The 17,485-nt window shown below is 72.9% G+C and carries 14 protein-coding genes; 8 read left to right on the forward strand and 6 right to left on the reverse strand.

Translation table 11 applies throughout. The annotated features are described in order from the left end of the window. Positions 1-109 precede the first annotated feature (109 nt). Positions 110-1,792, reverse strand: a complete 1,683-nt coding sequence (locus QA802_RS20680) for a S1C family serine protease (protein ID WP_334524804.1) — start codon at positions 1,790-1,792, stop codon at positions 110-112. A gap of 294 nt (positions 1,793-2,086) precedes the next feature. Here QA802_RS20680 and QA802_RS20685 point away from each other — a divergent pair, with 294 nt between their 5' ends. The 3 genes from QA802_RS20685 to QA802_RS20695 all read left to right on the forward strand — a co-directional run bounded on the left by QA802_RS20685 (position 2,087) and on the right by QA802_RS20695 (position 5,031). Further along, on the forward strand, positions 2,087-2,923 hold the full coding sequence (locus QA802_RS20685; protein ID WP_334524807.1) for a glycerophosphodiester phosphodiesterase: 837 nt from the start codon (positions 2,087-2,089) through the stop codon (positions 2,921-2,923). A gap of 245 nt (positions 2,924-3,168) precedes the next feature. Beyond that, entirely contained in the window at positions 3,169-3,810 is a 642-nt protein-coding gene (locus QA802_RS20690) for an ATP-binding protein (protein ID WP_334524810.1), read from the forward strand. A gap of 255 nt (positions 3,811-4,065) precedes the next feature. Further along, positions 4,066-5,031, forward strand: coding sequence for a DUF5926 family protein (locus tag QA802_RS20695; protein WP_334524813.1), 966 nt, complete (start codon positions 4,066-4,068; stop codon positions 5,029-5,031). A gap of 290 nt (positions 5,032-5,321) precedes the next feature. Here the strand turns inward: QA802_RS20695 and QA802_RS20700 are convergent, their stop codons facing one another. Both QA802_RS20700 and QA802_RS20705 read right to left on the reverse strand, forming a co-directional pair. After that, the gene (locus QA802_RS20700; protein WP_334524815.1) at positions 5,322-6,089 is read right to left on the reverse strand and encodes a hypothetical protein; all 768 of its coding nucleotides are present in this window, start codon (positions 6,087-6,089) and stop codon (positions 5,322-5,324) included. Between the two features lie 56 nt (positions 6,090-6,145). Next, complete coding sequence (locus QA802_RS20705) at positions 6,146-6,811, reverse strand: bifunctional DNA primase/polymerase (protein ID WP_334524817.1); 666 nt, start codon at positions 6,809-6,811, stop codon at positions 6,146-6,148. 524 nt (positions 6,812-7,335) lie between these two features. Between QA802_RS20705 and QA802_RS20710 the strand changes: the two genes are divergently transcribed. From QA802_RS20710 to QA802_RS20725, 4 genes are all read left to right on the forward strand, one after another. Further along, on the forward strand, positions 7,336-8,889 hold the full coding sequence (locus tag QA802_RS20710; protein WP_334534778.1) for a PP2C family protein-serine/threonine phosphatase: 1,554 nt from the start codon (positions 7,336-7,338) through the stop codon (positions 8,887-8,889). A 406-nt stretch (positions 8,890-9,295) separates the two neighbouring features. Further along, positions 9,296-10,789: an aminopeptidase P family protein gene (locus QA802_RS20715; protein ID WP_334524820.1), complete on the forward strand. Its 1,494-nt coding sequence runs from the start codon at positions 9,296-9,298 to the stop codon at positions 10,787-10,789. 134 nt (positions 10,790-10,923) lie between these two features. Further along, on the forward strand, positions 10,924-12,291 hold the full coding sequence (pdxR, locus tag QA802_RS20720) for a MocR-like pyridoxine biosynthesis transcription factor PdxR (protein WP_334524823.1): 1,368 nt from the start codon (positions 10,924-10,926) through the stop codon (positions 12,289-12,291). Between the two features lie 81 nt (positions 12,292-12,372). Further along, positions 12,373-13,713, forward strand: a complete 1,341-nt coding sequence (locus tag QA802_RS20725) for an MFS transporter (RefSeq protein WP_334524826.1) — start codon at positions 12,373-12,375, stop codon at positions 13,711-13,713. A gap of 71 nt (positions 13,714-13,784) precedes the next feature. On the opposite strand, the gene QA802_RS20730 is transcribed toward QA802_RS20725, so the two are convergent. The 3 genes from QA802_RS20730 to QA802_RS20740 form a co-directional block, all read right to left on the reverse strand. Further along, positions 13,785-14,618: a triphosphoribosyl-dephospho-CoA synthase gene (locus QA802_RS20730; protein ID WP_334524828.1), complete on the reverse strand. Its 834-nt coding sequence runs from the start codon at positions 14,616-14,618 to the stop codon at positions 13,785-13,787. A gap of 9 nt (positions 14,619-14,627) precedes the next feature. Further along, the gene (locus tag QA802_RS20735) at positions 14,628-15,608 is read right to left on the reverse strand and encodes an intradiol ring-cleavage dioxygenase (protein ID WP_334524831.1); all 981 of its coding nucleotides are present in this window, start codon (positions 15,606-15,608) and stop codon (positions 14,628-14,630) included. A gap of 155 nt (positions 15,609-15,763) precedes the next feature. Next, positions 15,764-16,219 (reverse strand): ATP-binding protein, encoded by a 456-nt coding sequence (locus QA802_RS20740; protein ID WP_319165728.1) that lies wholly within the window; start codon positions 16,217-16,219, stop codon positions 15,764-15,766. Between the two features lie 241 nt (positions 16,220-16,460). Between QA802_RS20740 and QA802_RS20745 the strand changes: the two genes are divergently transcribed. Then, complete coding sequence (locus tag QA802_RS20745; RefSeq protein WP_334524840.1) at positions 16,461-17,438, forward strand: hypothetical protein; 978 nt, start codon at positions 16,461-16,463, stop codon at positions 17,436-17,438. Positions 17,439-17,485 lie beyond the last annotated feature (47 nt).

Raw genomic sequence — 17,485 nt, forward strand, 5'->3', positions numbered from 1 at the left:
CTCGGGAAGGCTGAGAGACGCTTGCCCCGCCTCCCTCATTTTCACGAGCCGCACGCGCGCGTGCGTTCCGAGGGAATGTGGGAGGCAGCGGAAAGCGCGGCCGCAGCGGTCAGTTGTCGCCCTTGCGGGAGCCGAGGGTCAGGTCGACGGTCTGGGTCTTGCCGCCCCGCTCGTAGGTGATCGTGACCTTGTCGCCGGGCTGGTGGGTCCAGATCTCGCCGATGAGGGTCGGACCGCTGTCGATCACCATGTCGTCGAGCTTGGTGATGACGTCGCCGGGCTTGAGGCCGGCCTTGGCCGCCGGACCGCCGGGCTCGACCGCGGACGCACCGCCCTCGGCCGTGTCCGTGATCTTCGCGCCGCCCGAGGAGTCCTGCAGCGAGACCGACGCGCCGATCTTGGCGTAGACGGGCTCACCGGTCTTGATCAGCTGCTGGGCGACGTACCTGGCCTGGTTGATCGGGATCGCGAAGCCGAGGCCGATCGAGCCGGACTGGGTGGCGCCGCCCAGACCGCCGCCGCCGGTGGACTGGATCGCGGAGTTGATGCCGATGACATTGCCCGAGGCGTCCAGCAGCGGGCCGCCCGAGTTGCCCGGGTTGATGGAGGCGTCCGTCTGCAGGGCGCTCATGTACGAGGCCGAGCTGCCGGTGCTGTCGCTGGAGGCGACCGGGCGGTTCTTCGCGCTGATGATGCCCGTGGTGACCGTGTTGGACAGGCCGAAGGGCGCGCCGATCGCGATCGTCGAGTCGCCGACCGCCACCTTGTCGGAGTCGCCGAGGGTGAGCGGCTTCAGGTTCGAGGGGGCGTTCTTGAGCTTGATGACGGCGACGTCGTAGCCCTGGGCGTGCCCCACGACCTCGGCGTTGTACTTCTTGCCGTCCGCGAAGGTGGCCGTCACCTTGCCGCCGTCGACCGCTTCGGCGACCACGTGGTTGTTGGTGACGATGTGGCCCTGGGTGTCGAACACGAAGCCGGTGCCGGTGCCGCCCTCGCCGCTGCTGGACTCGGCCTGGATGGTCACCGTGCTGGGCAGAGCCTTGGCGGCGACCCCGGCGACGGTGCCCGGGTCGCGCTTGACCTCGCCGCCGTTGGTGGAGGAGGAGACGGTGGTGGAGCCGGTGTTGTCGTCGTTCTTGGCGAGGGTGTAGCCGAGGCCGCCGCCCAGGCCGCCCGCGACCAGCGCGGCGATGAGGATCGCGGCGACGAGCCCGCCACGGCCCCGGCCGGACTTCGGGGCGGGCTGCTGATAGGACGCGCCCCAGACGGTCCCGTCGGCACCACCCGCACCCCCGGCACCACCCGTACCACCGGCCCCGCCCGCGGCGGCCGAGCCGACGTCGCCGTACGGCTGCGTGCCCGCACCGACGTCGCCGTACGCGTGCGTGCCCGCGTCGGCGTACACCGGTGTGGCCGGGGGCGGGCCGGCCCAGTCGCCTTCCGAGGCGGACGGAGTGCTGCTGTGCGGGACGGCGGCTGCGGGCGGGGCGGTCGCCGTGTGCGGCGCCGGGGGCGCCTGCGCCGGGGCCGGCGGCGGCCAGTCGCCGTCCGTCGGCGCCGGTGCGCCCTGGGGCGCGGTGGGCGGCGGCCAGCCCGCCTCGGGAGCGCCCGCCGCGTGGGCGGGTGTTTCCGGCGTCTGTACCGACGTTGCCGGGACCTCGGTGGTGGGCGCGCCCGCGTCCGGCGCGGGCGCTTGCGCGGAGGCCGAGGGAGAATCCACCGGCACGGGGGGTGCGGACGGGGCCGGGGGTACCTGGGTGCCCTCGTTCTTGCCCTCGTTCTCGGTGTTCACAGCTCTTCTCCTCGATCCACGGCTGTTGTCGTCGGTCGCACTCAGGTCACGTTCTGCGCGTTCGACCGCGTTCGTCGCGCTTGTCGCACGCTGTGTTCTCGACCCGGCGCGTTGAAGCTGCGCAGGTGCTCCTGTGTACGTCTCAGCTTTTCCCACGGGCCGTCAGAGCACCATAAGCGGTGCCTGTGGGTCCTTGGCCATTCTTTATAAGGGGTATTGCGCACAATAAGTGCGCATCTTCGAAACATCTCAGAGGGTTCTCAGACGACTGCGCGCCGGTGGCACGATGACGCGGTGACTCACGCACGGCAGCACCACATTCAAGTCGTCGCTCACCGAGGCGCTTCCGAGGACGCCCCCGAGCACACCCTGGCCGCCTACAAGAAAGCGATCGAGGACGGCTCGGACGCCCTCGAATGCGACGTACGGCTCACCGCGGACGGCCATCTCGTCTGCGTGCACGACCGTCGCGTCAACCGTACGTCCAACGGCCGCGGAGCGGTCTCCGCCCTGGAGCTCGCCGACCTCGCGGCGCTGGACTTCGGCTCCTGGAAGACGATGGAGGCCCGCGAGGCCTGGCAGGCGCGCGAGGAGGACCCCGACTGGGAGGTCCGGCCCGAGGACCGCGAGGAGACCTCGGTGCTGACCCTGGAGCGGCTGCTGGAGCTCGTCTCCGACGCCGGGCGCCGGGTGGAACTGGCCATCGAGACCAAGCATCCGACGCGGTGGGCCGGGCAGGTGGAGGAGCGGCTGCTCACACTCCTGAAGAAGTTCGGCCTGGACGCGCCGGCCTCGGCGGCCGAGTCCCCGGTGCGGATCATGAGCTTCTCGGCCCGCTCGCTGCACCGGGTGCGCGCCGCCGCTCCGACGATGCCGACGGTGTACCTGATGCAGTTCGTCTCGCCCCGGCTGCGCGACGGACGGCTGCCCGCGGGCGTCGGGATCGCCGGCCCGTCGATGCGGATCGTGCGCAGCCATCCCGCCTACGTCCAGCGGCTGAAGCGGACCGGGCACCAGGTGCACGTGTGGACGGTGAACGAGCCCGGCGACGTCGACCTGTGCGTCGAACTGGGCGTGGACGCCATCATCACCAACCGCCCGCGCGCGGTGCTCGGACGACTGGGCCGATGATCGGGCCGATGATCCCGCGGGCCGGCCCGAACGCCCCGGCCCGTGCGCTCAGAGGGAGCCGGAATCGGTTCGGAGAAAGGCACAGAAGTCACGGAAGTCCCACTGGCCCCATCCACACCTCTTGACCACAGCACGCGCCTACAGCATTCTCCGTTCCAGCCATACCGTCCAAATTCAGCCACGCACTGAACAGGCCCTCACAGGGAGTGCTCCGGCGCGTTCGCTGTGTGTTCGGTCGCCCGCGAATGCGTCGTCGGACCTGCGTTGGCCGGTTTCCGGTACAGGCCAATGGGGCATCCACTCCGTGGCGTGGGGCGAAGGAGGTCTCGGGGGTGGCGTTGGTGGTGGCACAGGAGGTGCCCGCGTCGTCGAGCATGGCCGTATCCCATGGCCCTGCGGGCGTGGGGAACGCGAGACACCGCATGCGCGATCAGCTGCGCAGCGGCGGAGTGTCGGAATCGGTCATCGACGACGCCGTACTGATCCTTTCCGAACTCCTGAGCAATGCGTGCAAGCACGGCAGACCGCTGGGCGACGCCCTGGCCGGGGACGGCGACGTCCGGGCCGCGTGGCGGGTCGACCCGGGCGGCCGGCTGGTGGTCGAGGTGACCGACGGCGGCGGCCCGACCCGCCCGGCCCCGGCGACCCCCTCCGTCACCGCCCACGGCGGCCGCGGGCTCAACATCATCACGGCGCTGGCCGACGACTGGGGCGTCCGGGACGACGCCCGCGGCGAGGTGACGGTCTGGGCCGTCGTCCACGCGGACGTGTACGACCCTGACGCCGGCTGTCGGCGCGACGACTTCGCCAGCCGGATCGCGGCCCCGTCGGTGGCCTCGATCCCCGGCCTCGACTTCGCGGACGCCTTCGACGACCTGGACCAGTGACCCGATGAGTGCTCCAAGGAGTGACCCGGGGGACGGATCAGACCTCTGGCAGACCTCGTGGCAGACCCCGCGAAGGAAACCGGGGCGCGACTCCGGGTCGCCGCGCGAGCCGTCCGTCGCGCAGGACCGGCGCGCAGGACTGCCGCGTCCGACTGCCGTGCAGGACTGCCGCGTCGTCCACAGGTTCCCGTGACGGAGGGTACGAACGGCTAGGCTCCCGCCGTACCAGACGAGCCGTAACCGGGAGACACCCAGATGGCCAAGAAGCGACCCCAGACGACGGCCAAGCGGCCGCAGCCCACCGACGCGGACATCCCGGTCGTCGGCGCGCGGGAGCCCTGCCCGTGCGGCAGCGGCCGCCGCTACAAGGCCTGCCACGGCCGGGCCGCCGCGCATGCGGTGACCGAGTTGGTGCAGCGTCCCTTCGAAGGCCTGCCGGGCGAGTGCGACTGGGTGGCGCTGCGCGAGCTCGTGCCGGCCGCCACGGTGGAGCTGACGCTGAAGGGCGGCCTGCCCGAGGGCGTCCCGTCCGTCACGCTGGCCACCGTCCTGCCGATGGCCTGGCCTGCCCTGCGCCGCGACGACGGCTCGGTGCTGCTCGGCCTGCAGAACGACACGCCGTCGGGCGACCTCAGCCGCGACCTGGCTGACACCCTGCAGCGGGCGCTGGAAGCGGCCCCCGGCACTCCGGTACAGGCGCGCCGCGCCCCGGCGGACGGTCCGCGGATGCAGGACCTGCTCGACGCCGAAGGCGCGTTCGAGCCAGTTGTGCACAGCGGCTTCGAGTTCTGGGTCCCGGACCCGGAGAACGCCGCGCCGGAGGTGGCCGCCTCCCTGGAGCGGGCCAACGCCGCGGCGATCCCGACCGTGAAGCTGACCGGCGTCGACGCCGCGTACTGGTGCGAGACGCCGGACAAGAACCACCTGCGCTGGGTCATGCCGCACCCGGAGGAGCAGCTTCTGGACGCCCTCGCGCGGCTGCACGCGGCGGGCCGTTCCGGCCTCGGCGAGGGCACGCGCCTGGTGGGCTCGTTCCGGGCGCACGGCGTGACGGTGCCGGTCTGGGACCTGCCGAGCGCGGTCACCGCGGACGACGTGGAGAAGCCGGCCGCCGAGTTCGCCGAGCGCCTCGCCGGGGCGCTGGCCTCGGACGCGCCGCTCACCGCCGCCGAGCGTCGCGCGCGCGGCGGCCTGACCAACCGACAGGTGACGCTCAGCTGACGCACAGGCACGGGCGACGGCCGTGCTGACCGGCCGCGCCGACCGGCCGGTCAGCGGACCGGACGCGGACGGCCGGCGTGAGCCCTCTCACAACTGCCGCCAGAACAAGGCGAGTCGGGGCCCGAAGTGCCGATTCGCCGATGTCCGGAAAGCCGATGAAAACAAGAGATCGAATTTGCGTAGCGCCGATCTCTTGTTACCGTTCGAGTAGCCCGGTTGCTGGTGCATCCCCCGTCGCCAGCAACCGGGTTCTTCTGTTTCCGGACTCGCTCACACCCCGACATCGCACGTCAACTGCCCGTGTCCGACGGGAAGTTGCTCCCGGAGCGCAGCAGTAGCGGACCATCTTGCGTCGCTTCGGCGAACTCCGTCACCGCGGTGTACGCGGCCGGCGTGCCGCGGCTCGGCTCGTGGGGCGTCTCACAGGACTCCGGCTCGTCCTCGGCGGCCACCGGGCACCGCGTCTGCACGGTGCGGCCGGCCGGGCCCATGAGGCTCAGGACGGCGTCCAGAGCGCGTCCGGTGGCGTTGCGGTAGTAGGTGCGCGCCCAGGTGTCCTCGCCCCGGGAGAGCACACAGGTCTGCGCCTCCACCCCCTCGGGGGAGGTCAGTTCGGGGCCGCAGCGGGCGGCGGTGGCCAGGCCGAGTCCCAGCACCAGCGGCCTGGAGGGGGCGGCGGACGGCGCCTTGGGGTCCGCGCCGGCATTCGCGCCGTCGGCGCCGCGCCCGGCGTTCCCGTCGGTCCCACGATGCCCGTCGGCCGCAGGCCCCTCAGCCGCCTCGGCCCCTTCGGCCACCTCGGTCCTTTGGGTCCCAGGCGCACCACCGCGGGCACCGGCAGCGCCCGCGCGCCGGTCCGCCGCGTCGGCGGGCCGCTCGCCTACCGTTCCGGCAGCCTGCTCGCCGGCCTCGCCGGGAGAACGCCTGTCGGCCGCGTGCACGTCGGCCCGGTCGGACGGACGGCCTTCCTCGCCGGCCGGCCCCGCGGACGCCATGGCCAGGGGCAGGGCGACCGCGCAGGCCACGACGCCCCCGAGGGCGAGCAGACGAAGGTTCATGTAGCGGAAGATAAGGGGCGAACGCGGGCGTCCCGGCCGGCGCGCGCCCGACACCCCTACAACTCGGGGGCGCTCACACCCGTACGAGTGAGGGCGTCCACCACGGCGTCCACCACGGCCTCGACGTCGGGAACCCAGGGCGAGGCCGAGCCGGGCAGAGGAGCCCGCTCCCACCGGATGTCCCCGCTCCCCGTCACCGACGGGGGCAGGGCGAGGTAACCGCCCTCGCCGTGGAAGCGCAGGGAGCCCGGCACGAAGTCCTTGGCGTAGAGCAGCTCACCCAGCTGCTCCATCGAGTACGGCCGGACGAGGATGAACCAGCGCGTGGGCGAGGCGACGACCGGTCCGAGGCGCATGCCCTGCCCGTCGAGCGCTACGAGCGCGCGCGACGCCGCGAGGGCGGGGAGGCTGACCGCGCAGGGGGCGGCGCCCCCGGTGGCCAGGATGATCGGTGCGGCCGGCCGATTACCCCACCACCAGCGCACCATGCGCGCGTCGCAGGTGGCGGCGAGAAGGCCGGGGTCGAAGGGGTGAGCACCGGGGACCGTGCACTCCGGGTCGGGGCAGGTGCAGCGGGAGGTGCTCCGCTGGTCGGCCGCCGCTCCCGGAAGGACGGGCCACTGCCAGTCCGTCGCGAAAGTCAGTGCCGAGTCGATCAACTCAGGTCCCGCGTCGCCTGACTGGGACAGGAGCCTGCGTCGCTTTCCGAGGATCTCGCGCATGAGCGCTCGTTCCTTTCCGTTGCACCGCTGGCAACACCGTGGGCCACATCACACCATGTGTCGATCACTTCACTGTGCGTACCTTTTGGCGCATCACACCCCTGTCGTTGACAGGGGGAACCCCTCAGGGTCGAGCGATGGCTGCTCGCGCGGCCACTCGGTCCGACTCGCGTCCATCTCAATGCCGGGCGTGGCGTGGGGTGGCGAAGTCTGGCGTTTAACGTCGCACGTATTTCTCTCCGCCTCCGCCACGGGAGGATGGGGCACGGTCGTCGATGACTATGACGCCCGGCGCGGTCAACCAGGTTCCGGAGGCTCCCGACGAGCTCCCGACGACCCCTGGCCCTTACCGAGTACGTACCCATCACGACCGCTGTGACGCTCCGTTGAGCAAGGCCAGTCGACCGCAATCAACCGTTACCCGAGGCAGTTTTAAGCCAATCTTGCAATTTCGCAAGGGAGCCGGAAGAACCGTGCGCGATTCTCCCAAAGACCCCGTGGACACCAGCGACCCTGGCAGGACAATGCTGGACATCCCCTCACGAGTGCGTGTACATGTGGAGACACCGCTAGCGGCGCAGAATGACATGGGGGTTTGCGATGCTTTTGAGCAATACGCTCCGGTCCGAGAGCCGGACGCCATGAACGCCCCTCACCCTCCGAAAGTGGCCGGAATCGATCCAACGGTTCCGTCGCCCGCACACACTGTCCCGCCCGCGCCCGCCGTCCCGGGCGGTTCCGCCGTCCCCGCGGCCGCCTCCGTCCCTGATCCGTCGTCCGGCCCGCCCGGCATGTCGGGACCGGGAGCCCTGCTGACGGACCGGCTGGCCGGCTGGGTCTCGGACCTCACCACACTGCACGAACTCACCGAACGCCTGGCCCGCACGGCCGCGCTGCAGGACGCTCTCCAGGAACTGCTGCACGCCGGAGCCGCCCTCGTGGGCGCCCGCCGCGGCCTCGTCGTCCTCGAGCCCGCCGACCGGCTGGGCCCCGACACCACCATCGGCCTCGGCCTCGGCCGCGCCGACCTCGGCCACATCGAGACCGTCCCGCGCAGCGCCCTGTCCTACGGCCGCATCCTCGACGGGCTGCCCGGCGGCGAAGGGGAGATCACCGAGCCCGACCTGCTCTCCGGGGACGGCCTCGACCCCCGTCACCGCGAGGTCGCCGCCCGCCTCGGCTACGCCGCCAGCTACGCGCTCCCCCTGGAGGCGGACGGCGCGTCGGGCCGGCTGGGCGCAGCCGTGTGGCTCTACGACGAGCCCGCCGAGCCGGGGGAACGCCAGCGCCACCTGATCGGCCTGTATGTCCGGTACGCCGCCGAGCACCTGGCGCGACTGGTCGAACTCGAGCGCACACGCGCGTGCATGAGGACCATGTCCGAGGAGCTGCTGCCGTCCCGGCTGCCGCGCGTGCCCGGAGTCCAGCTCGCCGCCCGGCACCGCACCGGCCCGCGCGGGGGCGGCGACTGGTACGACGCGCTGCCGCTGCCGGACGCCGCACTGGGTCTGGCCGTCGGGTCCGTCACCGGGTCCGGGCCGAGCGCCGTCGCCGCGATGGGCCGGCTGCGCGCCTCGCTGCGGGCTTACGCGGTGATGGAGGGCGAGGACCCCGTCGCCGTCCTGTCCGACCTGGAGCTGCTGCTGCGGCTGACCGAACCCGCGCGGTCCGCCACCGCGCTGTTCGCCTACTGCGAACCCGCCCTGCGCAAGATCACCCTGGCCGGCGCGGGGCACTGCCCTCCGCTGCTGGTCGGGGAGCGCCGCACGGAGTTCGTGGAGACCTCCGTCTCCGCGCCGCTCGGCATGCTGGCCTGCTGGGAGGCGCCGAGCGTCGAGCTGGAGGCCGAACCCGGCGAGACGGTCCTGCTCTACACCGACGGACTGCTGCACCGCACCGGCGACCCCTCCGACCGCGCCTTCGCCCGGCTGCACGCGGCCGCCGCCGGAGTGCCCAAGCCGCTGCGCCAGGACCCCGGGGCGGTCGCCGACCACGTGCTGCGCACGGTGCTGCCGGACGGCCTGTACGAGCAGGACAGCGACGAGGACGTGGTACTGCTCGCAGCCCGCTTCGAGTAGGACGACGACAAGGACGCGGTACTGCCGACGGCCCGCCTCGAGCAGGACGACGACAAGGACGCGGTACTGCCGACGGCCCGCCTCGAGCAGGACGACGACAAGGACGCGGTACTGCCGACGGCCCGCCTCGAGCAGGACGACGACAAGGACGCGGTACTGCCGACGGCCCGCCTCGAGCAGGACGACGACAAGGACGCGGTACTGCTCGCAGCCCGCCTCGAGCAGGACGACGACAAGGACGCGGTACTGCCGACGGCCCGCCTCGAGCAGGACGGCGGCGAGCACGTGGGTGCTGTCGGCGGCCCGCCTCGAGCGAGGCGGCGGCAGAAGGTAAGTGGTCATTCGGGCCTGGGCCCCCTTCCGTACGACCGTACGATGGAGGGGGTCCAGTGCCGTATCTAGGAGGATGACCATGGCCGACGAGCCCACCCCGGCTGCGCCGGATAACGCTGCCACCGCAGCGGGACCGGAGACGGAGTCCGAGGAGCCCGTCAAGCAGCGGAAGAACGGCCTGTACCCGGGCGTCTCCGACGAGCTGGCCGAGAGCATGAAGTCCGGCTGGGCGGACACCGAGCTGCGCGACCTGGAGCCGATCGCCCAGGCCGGCGAGACCGCCGCCCGCCGCGCCGCCCTCTCCGCGCGTTTCCCGGGCGAGCGACTGGTGATCCCGGCGGGCAACCTGAAGACCCGCTCCAACGACACCGAATACGCCTTCCGCGCCTCCGTCGAGTACGCGTACCTCACCGGCAACCAGACCGAGGACGGCGTCCTGGTGCTGGAGCCCGTCGACGACGGTCACACCGCCACGATCTACCTGCTGCCGCGATCCGACCGCGAGAACGGCGAGTTCTGGCTGTCCGGCCACGGCGAGCTGTGGGTCGGCCGCCGGCACTCGCTCACCGAGGCCGAGAAGCTGTACGGCATCCCCGCCTCCGACGTGCGCGAGCTGGCCGACCGGCTGCGCGAGGCCACCGGCCCGGTACGCGTCGTACGCGGTTACGACGCGGGCGTCGAGGCGGCCCTGACCGACAAGGTCACCGCCGAACGCGACGAGGAACTGCGCGTCTTCCTCTCCGAGGCCCGGCTGGTCAAGGACGACTTCGAGATCGGCGAACTGCAGAAGGCCGTCGACTCCACCGTCCGCGGCTTCGAGGACGTCGTGAAGGTCCTCGACACCGCCCGGGCCACCAGCGAGCGGTACATCGAGGGCACGTTCTTCCTCCGCGCGCGCGTGGAGGGCAACGACGTCGGCTACGGCACGATCGCCGCGGCCGGCCCACACGCCTGCACCCTGCACTGGGTGCGCAACGACGGCCCCGTCCGCTCCGGCGACCTGCTGCTGCTCGACGCGGGCGTCGAGACACACACGTACTACACCGCCGACGTCACGCGCACGCTGCCCGTCGACGGCCGCTTCACCGAGATTCAGAAGAAGATCTACGACGCGGTGTACGAGGCCCAGGAAGCAGGCGTCGAGGCCGTCCGGCCGGGCGCCAAGTACCGCGACTTCCACGACGCCGCGCAACGCGTGCTCACCGCGAAGCTCGTCGAGTGGGGCCTGGTCGAAGGCCCGGTGGAGCGCGTCCTCGAGCTCGGTCTGCAGCGCCGCTGGACGCTGCACGGCACCGGTCACATGCTCGGCATGGACGTCCACGACTGCGCCGCCGCGCGCGTGGAGTCGTACGTCGACGGCACTCTGGAGCCCGGCATGGTGCTCACGGTCGAGCCCGGCCTGTACTTCCAGGCCGACGACCTGACGGTGCCCGAGGAGTACCGGGGGATCGGCGTCCGCATCGAGGACGACATCCTCGTCACGCAGGACGGCAACCGGAACCTGTCGGACGGTCTGCCGCGCCGCTCCGGCGAGGTCGAGGCCTGGATGGCTTCGCTGAAGGGCTGACGGTTCGGGGCGACGGCCGGGTGAGGGGCCGGGTACTGGTGAGTGCCCGGCCCTTCCCGTGTCCGGGTGCCGCACCGTCCGGGGGGACATGTCAGGGTTCAGGGTTGCGGGTTCAGGGTCCGGAGGGGGACTTGGTGAACGATTTCTGGTCCGGGGTCGGCGTCGATCTGCATCTCGAGCCCGACAGCGGCGAGGGGCGGCGAAGCGGGCTGGAGCGGGCGCTGCGGGACGCCGTGCGGGAGGGGCGGCTGACACCCGGGAGCCGGCTGCCGGCCACCCGGCGGCTCGCGGCCGAGACCGGCATCTCCCGAAACACCGTGAAGGCCGCCTACGACCAGCTCGTCGCCGAGGGCTATCTGACGGCGCGGCAGGGCTCGGGCACCCGGGTCGCCGCCCTCCCGTCCGCCGCGGCCGACCCCCTGGACGCCGCCACGCACGCGCGTGAGCCGCGGTTCGACCTGCGTCCCGGCAGCCCCGACGTCGGGACGTTCCCGGCGGCGGCCTGGCTGCGCGCACTGCGCCGCGCCATCGCGACGGCGCCCTCACTCGCGTACGACTACGGCGACCCGCGCGGCCGTATCGAGCTGCGCACCGCGCTTTCGGAGTACCTGGGACGGGCGCGCGGCGTCATCGCGCCGCCCGAGCGAATCGTCATCACGTCCGGATACGTTCAGGGCCTCGCGCTCCTCACGCGCGTGCTGGACGGCGACCGGGTCGCGATGGAGGACCCGGGGCTGCCCTTCCACCGCGAGGTCGTCACGCGCAACGGCGGGACCGTGACGCCGGCGCCGGTCGACGAGCAGGGGGTGCGCGTCACCGACCTGGGCGACGCGCGGGCCGTGGTCGTCACACCCGCCCACCAGTACCCCACGGGCGTGACGCTGGCCCCGGGACGGCGGCGCGCCCTGACCGAGTGGGCACGCGCGCGTGACGCGCTGATCATCGAGGACGACTACGACGGGGAGTTCCGCTACGACCGGCAGCCGGTGGGCGCGCTCCAGGGCATGGCGCCGGGACAGGTCGCCTATCTGGGCACCGCCTCCAAGACCCTCGGGCCCGCGCTACGGCTCGGCTGGATGGTACTGCCCCCGCACCTGGTCGACCCGGTCGCGGACGCCAAGCTGCACAGCGACCACCACACCGAGTCGATCGGCCAGCTGGCGCTCACCGAGCTGATCGACGGCCACGCCTACGACCGGCACGTACGCGCGTGCCGACTGCGCTACCGGCGCCGCCGGGACCTGCTGCTGGACCGGCTGGGAAAGCGCCGGGGCGTACGCGGGATCGCGGCCGGACTGCACGCTCTGGTGGACGTCGGCGACGAGGCGGCGACGATCGCGCGGGCGGAGGCCGAAGGGCTGGCGGTGGGTCGCCTCGGCGATCACTGGCACACACTCGGCGCCGGATCCGCGCAAGGGCTGGTCGTCGGGTACGGCACCCCCCGCGAGCGGCTCTATCCGCAGGCGCTGGACGTGCTGGCGAAGGTGCTGGACGGCGAGTGACCGGACCACTTCGACTGGACCAATACTCCGGACCCTGATTGGTGCTGTCGAGCGGCCCACCCGGGTCCTAGCGTCATGGGTATGCCGAAGACTCGCAACCAGCGGACAAGCCCCCGGCGACTGCTCGCGCTCGCCCAGCTGAGCAACTCGGTCGGGGACGGGGCGTACTACACGACGTCGGCCCTGTACTTCACGCAGATGATCGGTCTCGCCCCCGCGCGCGTGGGGCTCGGTCTCACCCTCGGGTGGGCGGTCGGCTCGCTGGCCGGGGTGCCCCTGGGCCGACTTGCCGACCGGCATGGGGCGAGGGGGACGGCTGTGCTGCTGGCCCTGGCGACCGGGCTCGCGGTGGCGTCGTTCGCCCTCGTGCGCGGGTTCGTGCCGTTCGTCCTCGTGGCGTGCGGTTACGCGGCCGCCCAGTCGGGGCTCGCGGCCGCCCGGCAGGCGCTCCTGGCCGGGCTGGTGCCGGCCGGGGAGCGGACGGGGCTGCTGGCGCGCCTCCAGGCGACGCTGAACGCGGGGCTGGCCGTGGGCGCCGGGCTCGGCGGGCTGGCGCTGCACGCCGGCACGCGCGCGGCGTACCTCGGCGTGTTCGCCGTCGACGCGGTGAGCTTCCTGGTGTGCGCGCTGCTGCTCGCGTCACTGCCCCGGGTGGCGCCCCGGCCGAACCGGGCGATCCGACCGATCCGACCGATCCGGGCACCCCGGGTGATCCGTCCGCGCGGGAGCGGCCCGGGTGTGCTGCGGGACCGCCCCTATGCGCTGGTGGCGCTTCTCAACACCGTGCTGTTGCTACGGATGCCGCTGCTGAGCCTCGTACTGCCGCTGTGGATCACCGAGCGGACCGGGGCGCCTGCCTGGCTGGTCTCCGCGCTGTTCGTGCTCAACACGGCCGCGGTGACGATGTTCCAGGTACGGGCGGCACGCGGGGTGACCGGGCTGGAGAGCGCCACGCGCGCGGTGCGCCGCGCGGGCTGGGTGATGTGCGCCTCCTGCGCGGTGTTCGCCCTGTCAGCGGGGGCGTCCCCGTGGGTGGCGGCGGGCATCCTGGTGCTGGGGTCGGTGCTGCAGGTGGCGGCGGAGATGGGTCAGTCCGCGGGTTCCTGGCAGCTTTCCTTCGACCTCGCCCCGGCCGACCGGGTCGGCGAGTACCAGGGCCTGTTCGGCACCGGCGTCACCGTGGCCCGCACCCTCGGCCCGCTGGTTCTGACCTGGCTGCTGGTCGAGTGGGGCACGCCGGGCTGGCTGCTGCTGGGCGCGGCGATGGTGGCGGCGTCCTACGCCATGGGCCCGGCGGCGCGAAGGGCGGCGGCCGGACGGGACGCGGAGGCGGCCCGGGCTGCGGCGACGCCGACTGCCGCGGCGGCTACAGAGACGGCTACGACGGCGACGGCACCGGCGCCGGCGACGGCGACGGGGTGACGCGGTTCCCGGGGTGAGCGGTTGACGCGGCGTGACGCGGTGGCCGGGTGGGGAGGACGCGCCGCGCCCCCTCACCCGGCTCCCGTCGCTGCGGCGGCCGGGAGGGTGTCGACGAAGAGGGCGCCCGACAGGAGGCCCGCGCTGCCGCGGGGGCTCCACGCGCGCGCGTGGAGGTCGGTGTCGAAGGCGACCAGGGCCTTCGCGCCCGCTTCCGTCGACGTCCCGCCGGCTTCGAGGACCGCGCGGGCGCCGGCCTGGACGTGCCGCAGCCCCAAGGGCCCGGCGGTGTGCAGGAGTTCGGTGTCCTGGAGGGTCGACATCACGGTGAGCAGGGCGTCGAGGCGGGCCTCGGCCTCGCCTGCGCCGGCGGTGCGCGCCCGCGCCAGCGCGTCCAACGCCCTACGCACGTGCGGGAACCCGGCGCGGGCCTCACCGCGGGCGCCGGCCGCGCCGTACCTCGCCGAGACCGTCGCGCCCCGCGAGGGCCGCCGCGGGGCCGCACGGTCGGGGTGCGCGGCGATCCGCTTGGCGGTCGCGGCGACCTCTACGCCCCGCGCCCGGGGATCGAGGGCGGCCGCCGCCACCAGCAGACCGAGCGTCCACAGGGCGCCCCGGTGCCCGCCGCCGGCGAGGCCCACCGAGTGCTCGGTGCACCGTCCGATCGCGCCCAGCTCCGCGCGGAGCCGGGGCGTGGGCTCGCCGGTGCGGCGGGCGGCCGCGGCCATCGCCGCGAGTCCGGGTGCGAGCGCCTTGGCCGACCAGCGCAGCCCGCGGTGGTCCCTGCGGGTGACCCGGGCGGCCAGGTCGCGGGGATCGGGCAGGCCCGGTTTGGGGGCCAGCGCCAGCTGGCCCGTCAGCGCGGCCACCGCGGCCTGCGCGAGCACCTCGTCCTCACGGCTGGGCATGCCCCGTCCTCACGAGGACGTCGAGGACGTCGAGGACGTCGAGGACGCGGACGACGTCGGGGCGTCGCTCGGCGGGGCTCCCGTGGGGGCGCCGCTCGGGGGCGTGCCGCCCGCGCCGCCGCCTTCACCGCCACCACCACCCGCGCCGGTGTTCTCGGCGTCGGGGTCGACGCCCAGGGTGAGGAACCCCTTGTAGCCCTTGGACGGGTCGGCCTTGTGGACGGCCTTCAGCGTCAGCAGCCCGCTGGACGCGCCGCCGCCGTCGTAGACCATGTCGTCGGCGAGCACGGTGTAGCTGCCGGTGTGCTTGGCGTAGGGCTCCAGGGTGAAGATCTCCTCGGCGACGTCGTCGGGGAAGAACAGCTGGCCGGTGTGGTTGACCTTGCCTCCTTCGTAGGTGCCGTCCTCCTTCTGGCCGCCGGTGTGCACCTTGAGGTGGATGCGGCAGGTCCGAGGCGTGTACCAGCCGGGGAAGATCGTCTCGAACTTGACGACCCCGTTGGCGTTGGCGATCTGATAGCCGCGCAGATAGGTGCCGTCGTTCGCGGTGGAGCCGTCCTCGCTCTCCGCCGGCGCCGAACCGCCGGGGTTGGCGGTGGTGTAGCCGGAGTAGTAGCCCCAGGCGTCGCAGTGCCAGATCTCGACGGCCGCGCCCGCGACCGGGGTGCAGCCGTCGGTGGCGTCGACGACGGTGAGCCGCAGGCTCAGCGGCACTCCGCTCTTGCCTTCGGCGATGTCCTTGCGCACCAGGGCGCCGTCCAGGTAGTACGGCCCCTCCGTCACGCTCGTCATCAGGGTCATGCAGGTGCTGTCCGTCGAACCGGCGGAGGCCGACGTGCTCGCCCCGGTAGTCGTGCCGGCGGTCGTGCCCGTGTCGGCGAAGGCTGCCTGGCAGCCGGCGGTGGCGAGTCCGGCGGCCGCGACCGTGCCGCCGGTCACCGCGAGTGCGCGCCGCCGGGTGATGGAGGTGTCCTGGTGAAGTCCCGTCATGGACATGAAAGTAGGAACGCCGGCCGTCAGCGGGCTGAATGTCCGCTGAGAGGAACCTGTGAGTGCCGGCAAACCTGAAATCGTGCTCCGCCGGGCGGGTCTGACGGTCCGAAGGCGGAGGGCGGACGTCGCCCGCGCACACGCACGCTGTCGGGTCACACGGCCATCAGCGGGGCGTCCTTGCGCCACTTCAGGATTTTGTCGAAGCTCACGACCGCGCCGCCCCGCCCCGGCTTGTTGCCGATGTGGACGTGGTCGGCGAGTTCCTGGATGAGGAACAGGCCCCGGCCCTGCTCGGCGTCGGCGTTCGTGCGCACCGGCGCGGGAGCGGGGCGCTCCCCGGCGAACCCCGGGCCCGAGTCGGCGACCTCGATGCGGCACGTCTCGCCGTCGAGGTAGGCCGTCACCCGGTACGCCTCGGAACAACCGTCGATCGCGGTGTCCCCACCATGCTCGACAGCGTTGGCGCAGGCCTCGCTCAGGGCGACGGAGAGGTCGTAGCTGACGTCGGGATCGACGCCCGCCGTCTCCATCGTGCCGAGCAGCAGGCGGCGGGCGAGCGGCACGCTCGCGGCTTCGCGCCGCAGATGGAGTGACCACCAGATGCTCATGCTCCAGCCTCCTGGCTGCGGCTCGACATACCGATACGTATTGCCGCCCGCAGCCGTATGTAAGCGTGAATTCCGCGTGATGCCGCCCATATGGGGGATGCCCGCAGGCAAGGAATCGGTGTATGTGGGACGCAGCGGCATCAGTCGTACCACTCATCACAGAAGATGATCTTCCGTATCGCGGGGGCCCGGTGGACCTGCCGTGGGGCGGCGGTCGGGCCAGTGCGATGATGAGCCCGCCATGACTGCCCCCTCCAGCGAGCGCTCCGGTCGCGATCTCCGGCTGCTGCGGGCCGCGGTGTTCGCCGCGGTCTGCGTCGTGCTGGCCGCCGCCGGGCACACGATGGCCTCCTGCGCCGCCGTTCCGCTGTGGACCCTGGGCGCGGGCTTCCTGGCCGCGCTCGCGGTGGTGGCGCCGCTCGCGGGACGCTCTCGCTCGCTGCCGGGCATCGTCGCCCTGCTCGCGGTCGGACAGACCGTGCTGCACACCGTGTTCGGGATCGGGCAGCACACCGCCTCCGTCTCCGCCGCCGCTTCAACGTCTGTTTCGGGCGCTGTTTCCTCAGTTTCTTCCGCTTCTGCCTCCACCTCCGCCGCGCTGTCCGCGTCCGACGCCTCGCTCGTCGAACGGGCGGCCCGACTGGTGTGCGGCGCCACGGCAGCGCCGATCAGTCCGGCTCAGGCCCTGAAGATGCTCGTCGACGCGCGGCTCTACTCCCCCGGCGACGGCACGGTCGGCGGCACGGGGAGCGGCGGCACCGCCATGGGCGGGATGAGCGGGATGAACGCCATGCACGGGACGAACGGCATGAGCGGGACGGGCGGGATGGGCGGGACGGGCTCGATGCAGCATGCCGGGGACGCTCTCACCTCCGCCGGCTCGACGCTGTCGCTGCTGCCGTCCCTGCCCATGCTGCTCGGCCACGTCCTCGCGGCCGTCGCCGCCGGGTGGCTGCTGCGTCGCGGCGACACGGCCCTGGTGCGGCTGCTCGCCCTGTCCGCGCACGGCGTCGCCGAGGGGGCGCTCGTACGGTCCCTGCGCGGAGCGCTCGCGCTGGTGCGCGCCCTGCTCGCGGGGCTGCCCACCACGCCGGGCACCGAAGTGCGCGTCCCGCGCACCGCGCTCCTCACGCCCGACTCACCCCGGACCGTCGCACTCCAGCACTCGGTGATCAGACGAGGCCCGCCGGACGTATCCGTACTCGGCCTCGCTGCCTGACGCGACGCGACCCGCACTCCACACCGTGGGGGTGGCCGCCGTCGTGC

Source organism: Streptomyces sp. B21-105 (assembly GCF_036898465.1).
Taxonomy (GTDB): domain Bacteria; phylum Actinomycetota; class Actinomycetes; order Streptomycetales; family Streptomycetaceae; genus Streptomyces.

What these genes read in the sequence shown, in the direction of transcription:
- QA802_RS20725 (WP_334524826.1), top strand. Translation starts at nt 12,373, where the DNA reads ATGCCGAAGACTCGCAACCAGCGGACAAGCCCCCGGCGACTGCTCGCG.
- QA802_RS20715 (WP_334524820.1), top strand. Translation starts at nt 9,296, where the DNA reads ATGACCATGGCCGACGAGCCCACCCCGGCTGCGCCGGATAACGCTGCC.
- QA802_RS20735 (WP_334524831.1), bottom strand. Translation starts at nt 15,608, where the DNA reads ATGACGGGACTTCACCAGGACACCTCCATCACCCGGCGGCGCGCACTC.
- QA802_RS20695 (WP_334524813.1), top strand. Translation starts at nt 4,066, where the DNA reads ATGGCCAAGAAGCGACCCCAGACGACGGCCAAGCGGCCGCAGCCCACC.
- QA802_RS20745 (WP_334524840.1), top strand. Translation starts at nt 16,461, where the DNA reads ATGACTGCCCCCTCCAGCGAGCGCTCCGGTCGCGATCTCCGGCTGCTG.
- QA802_RS20740 (WP_319165728.1), bottom strand. Translation starts at nt 16,219, where the DNA reads ATGAGCATCTGGTGGTCACTCCATCTGCGGCGCGAAGCCGCGAGCGTG.
- QA802_RS20700 (WP_334524815.1), bottom strand. Translation starts at nt 6,089, where the DNA reads ATGAACCTTCGTCTGCTCGCCCTCGGGGGCGTCGTGGCCTGCGCGGTC.
- QA802_RS20705 (WP_334524817.1), bottom strand. Translation starts at nt 6,811, where the DNA reads ATGCGCGAGATCCTCGGAAAGCGACGCAGGCTCCTGTCCCAGTCAGGC.
- QA802_RS20690 (WP_334524810.1), top strand. Translation starts at nt 3,169, where the DNA reads ATGCGTCGTCGGACCTGCGTTGGCCGGTTTCCGGTACAGGCCAATGGG.
- QA802_RS20710 (WP_334534778.1), top strand. Translation starts at nt 7,336, where the DNA reads ATGCTGGACATCCCCTCACGAGTGCGTGTACATGTGGAGACACCGCTA.
- QA802_RS20730 (WP_334524828.1), bottom strand. Translation starts at nt 14,618, where the DNA reads ATGCCCAGCCGTGAGGACGAGGTGCTCGCGCAGGCCGCGGTGGCCGCG.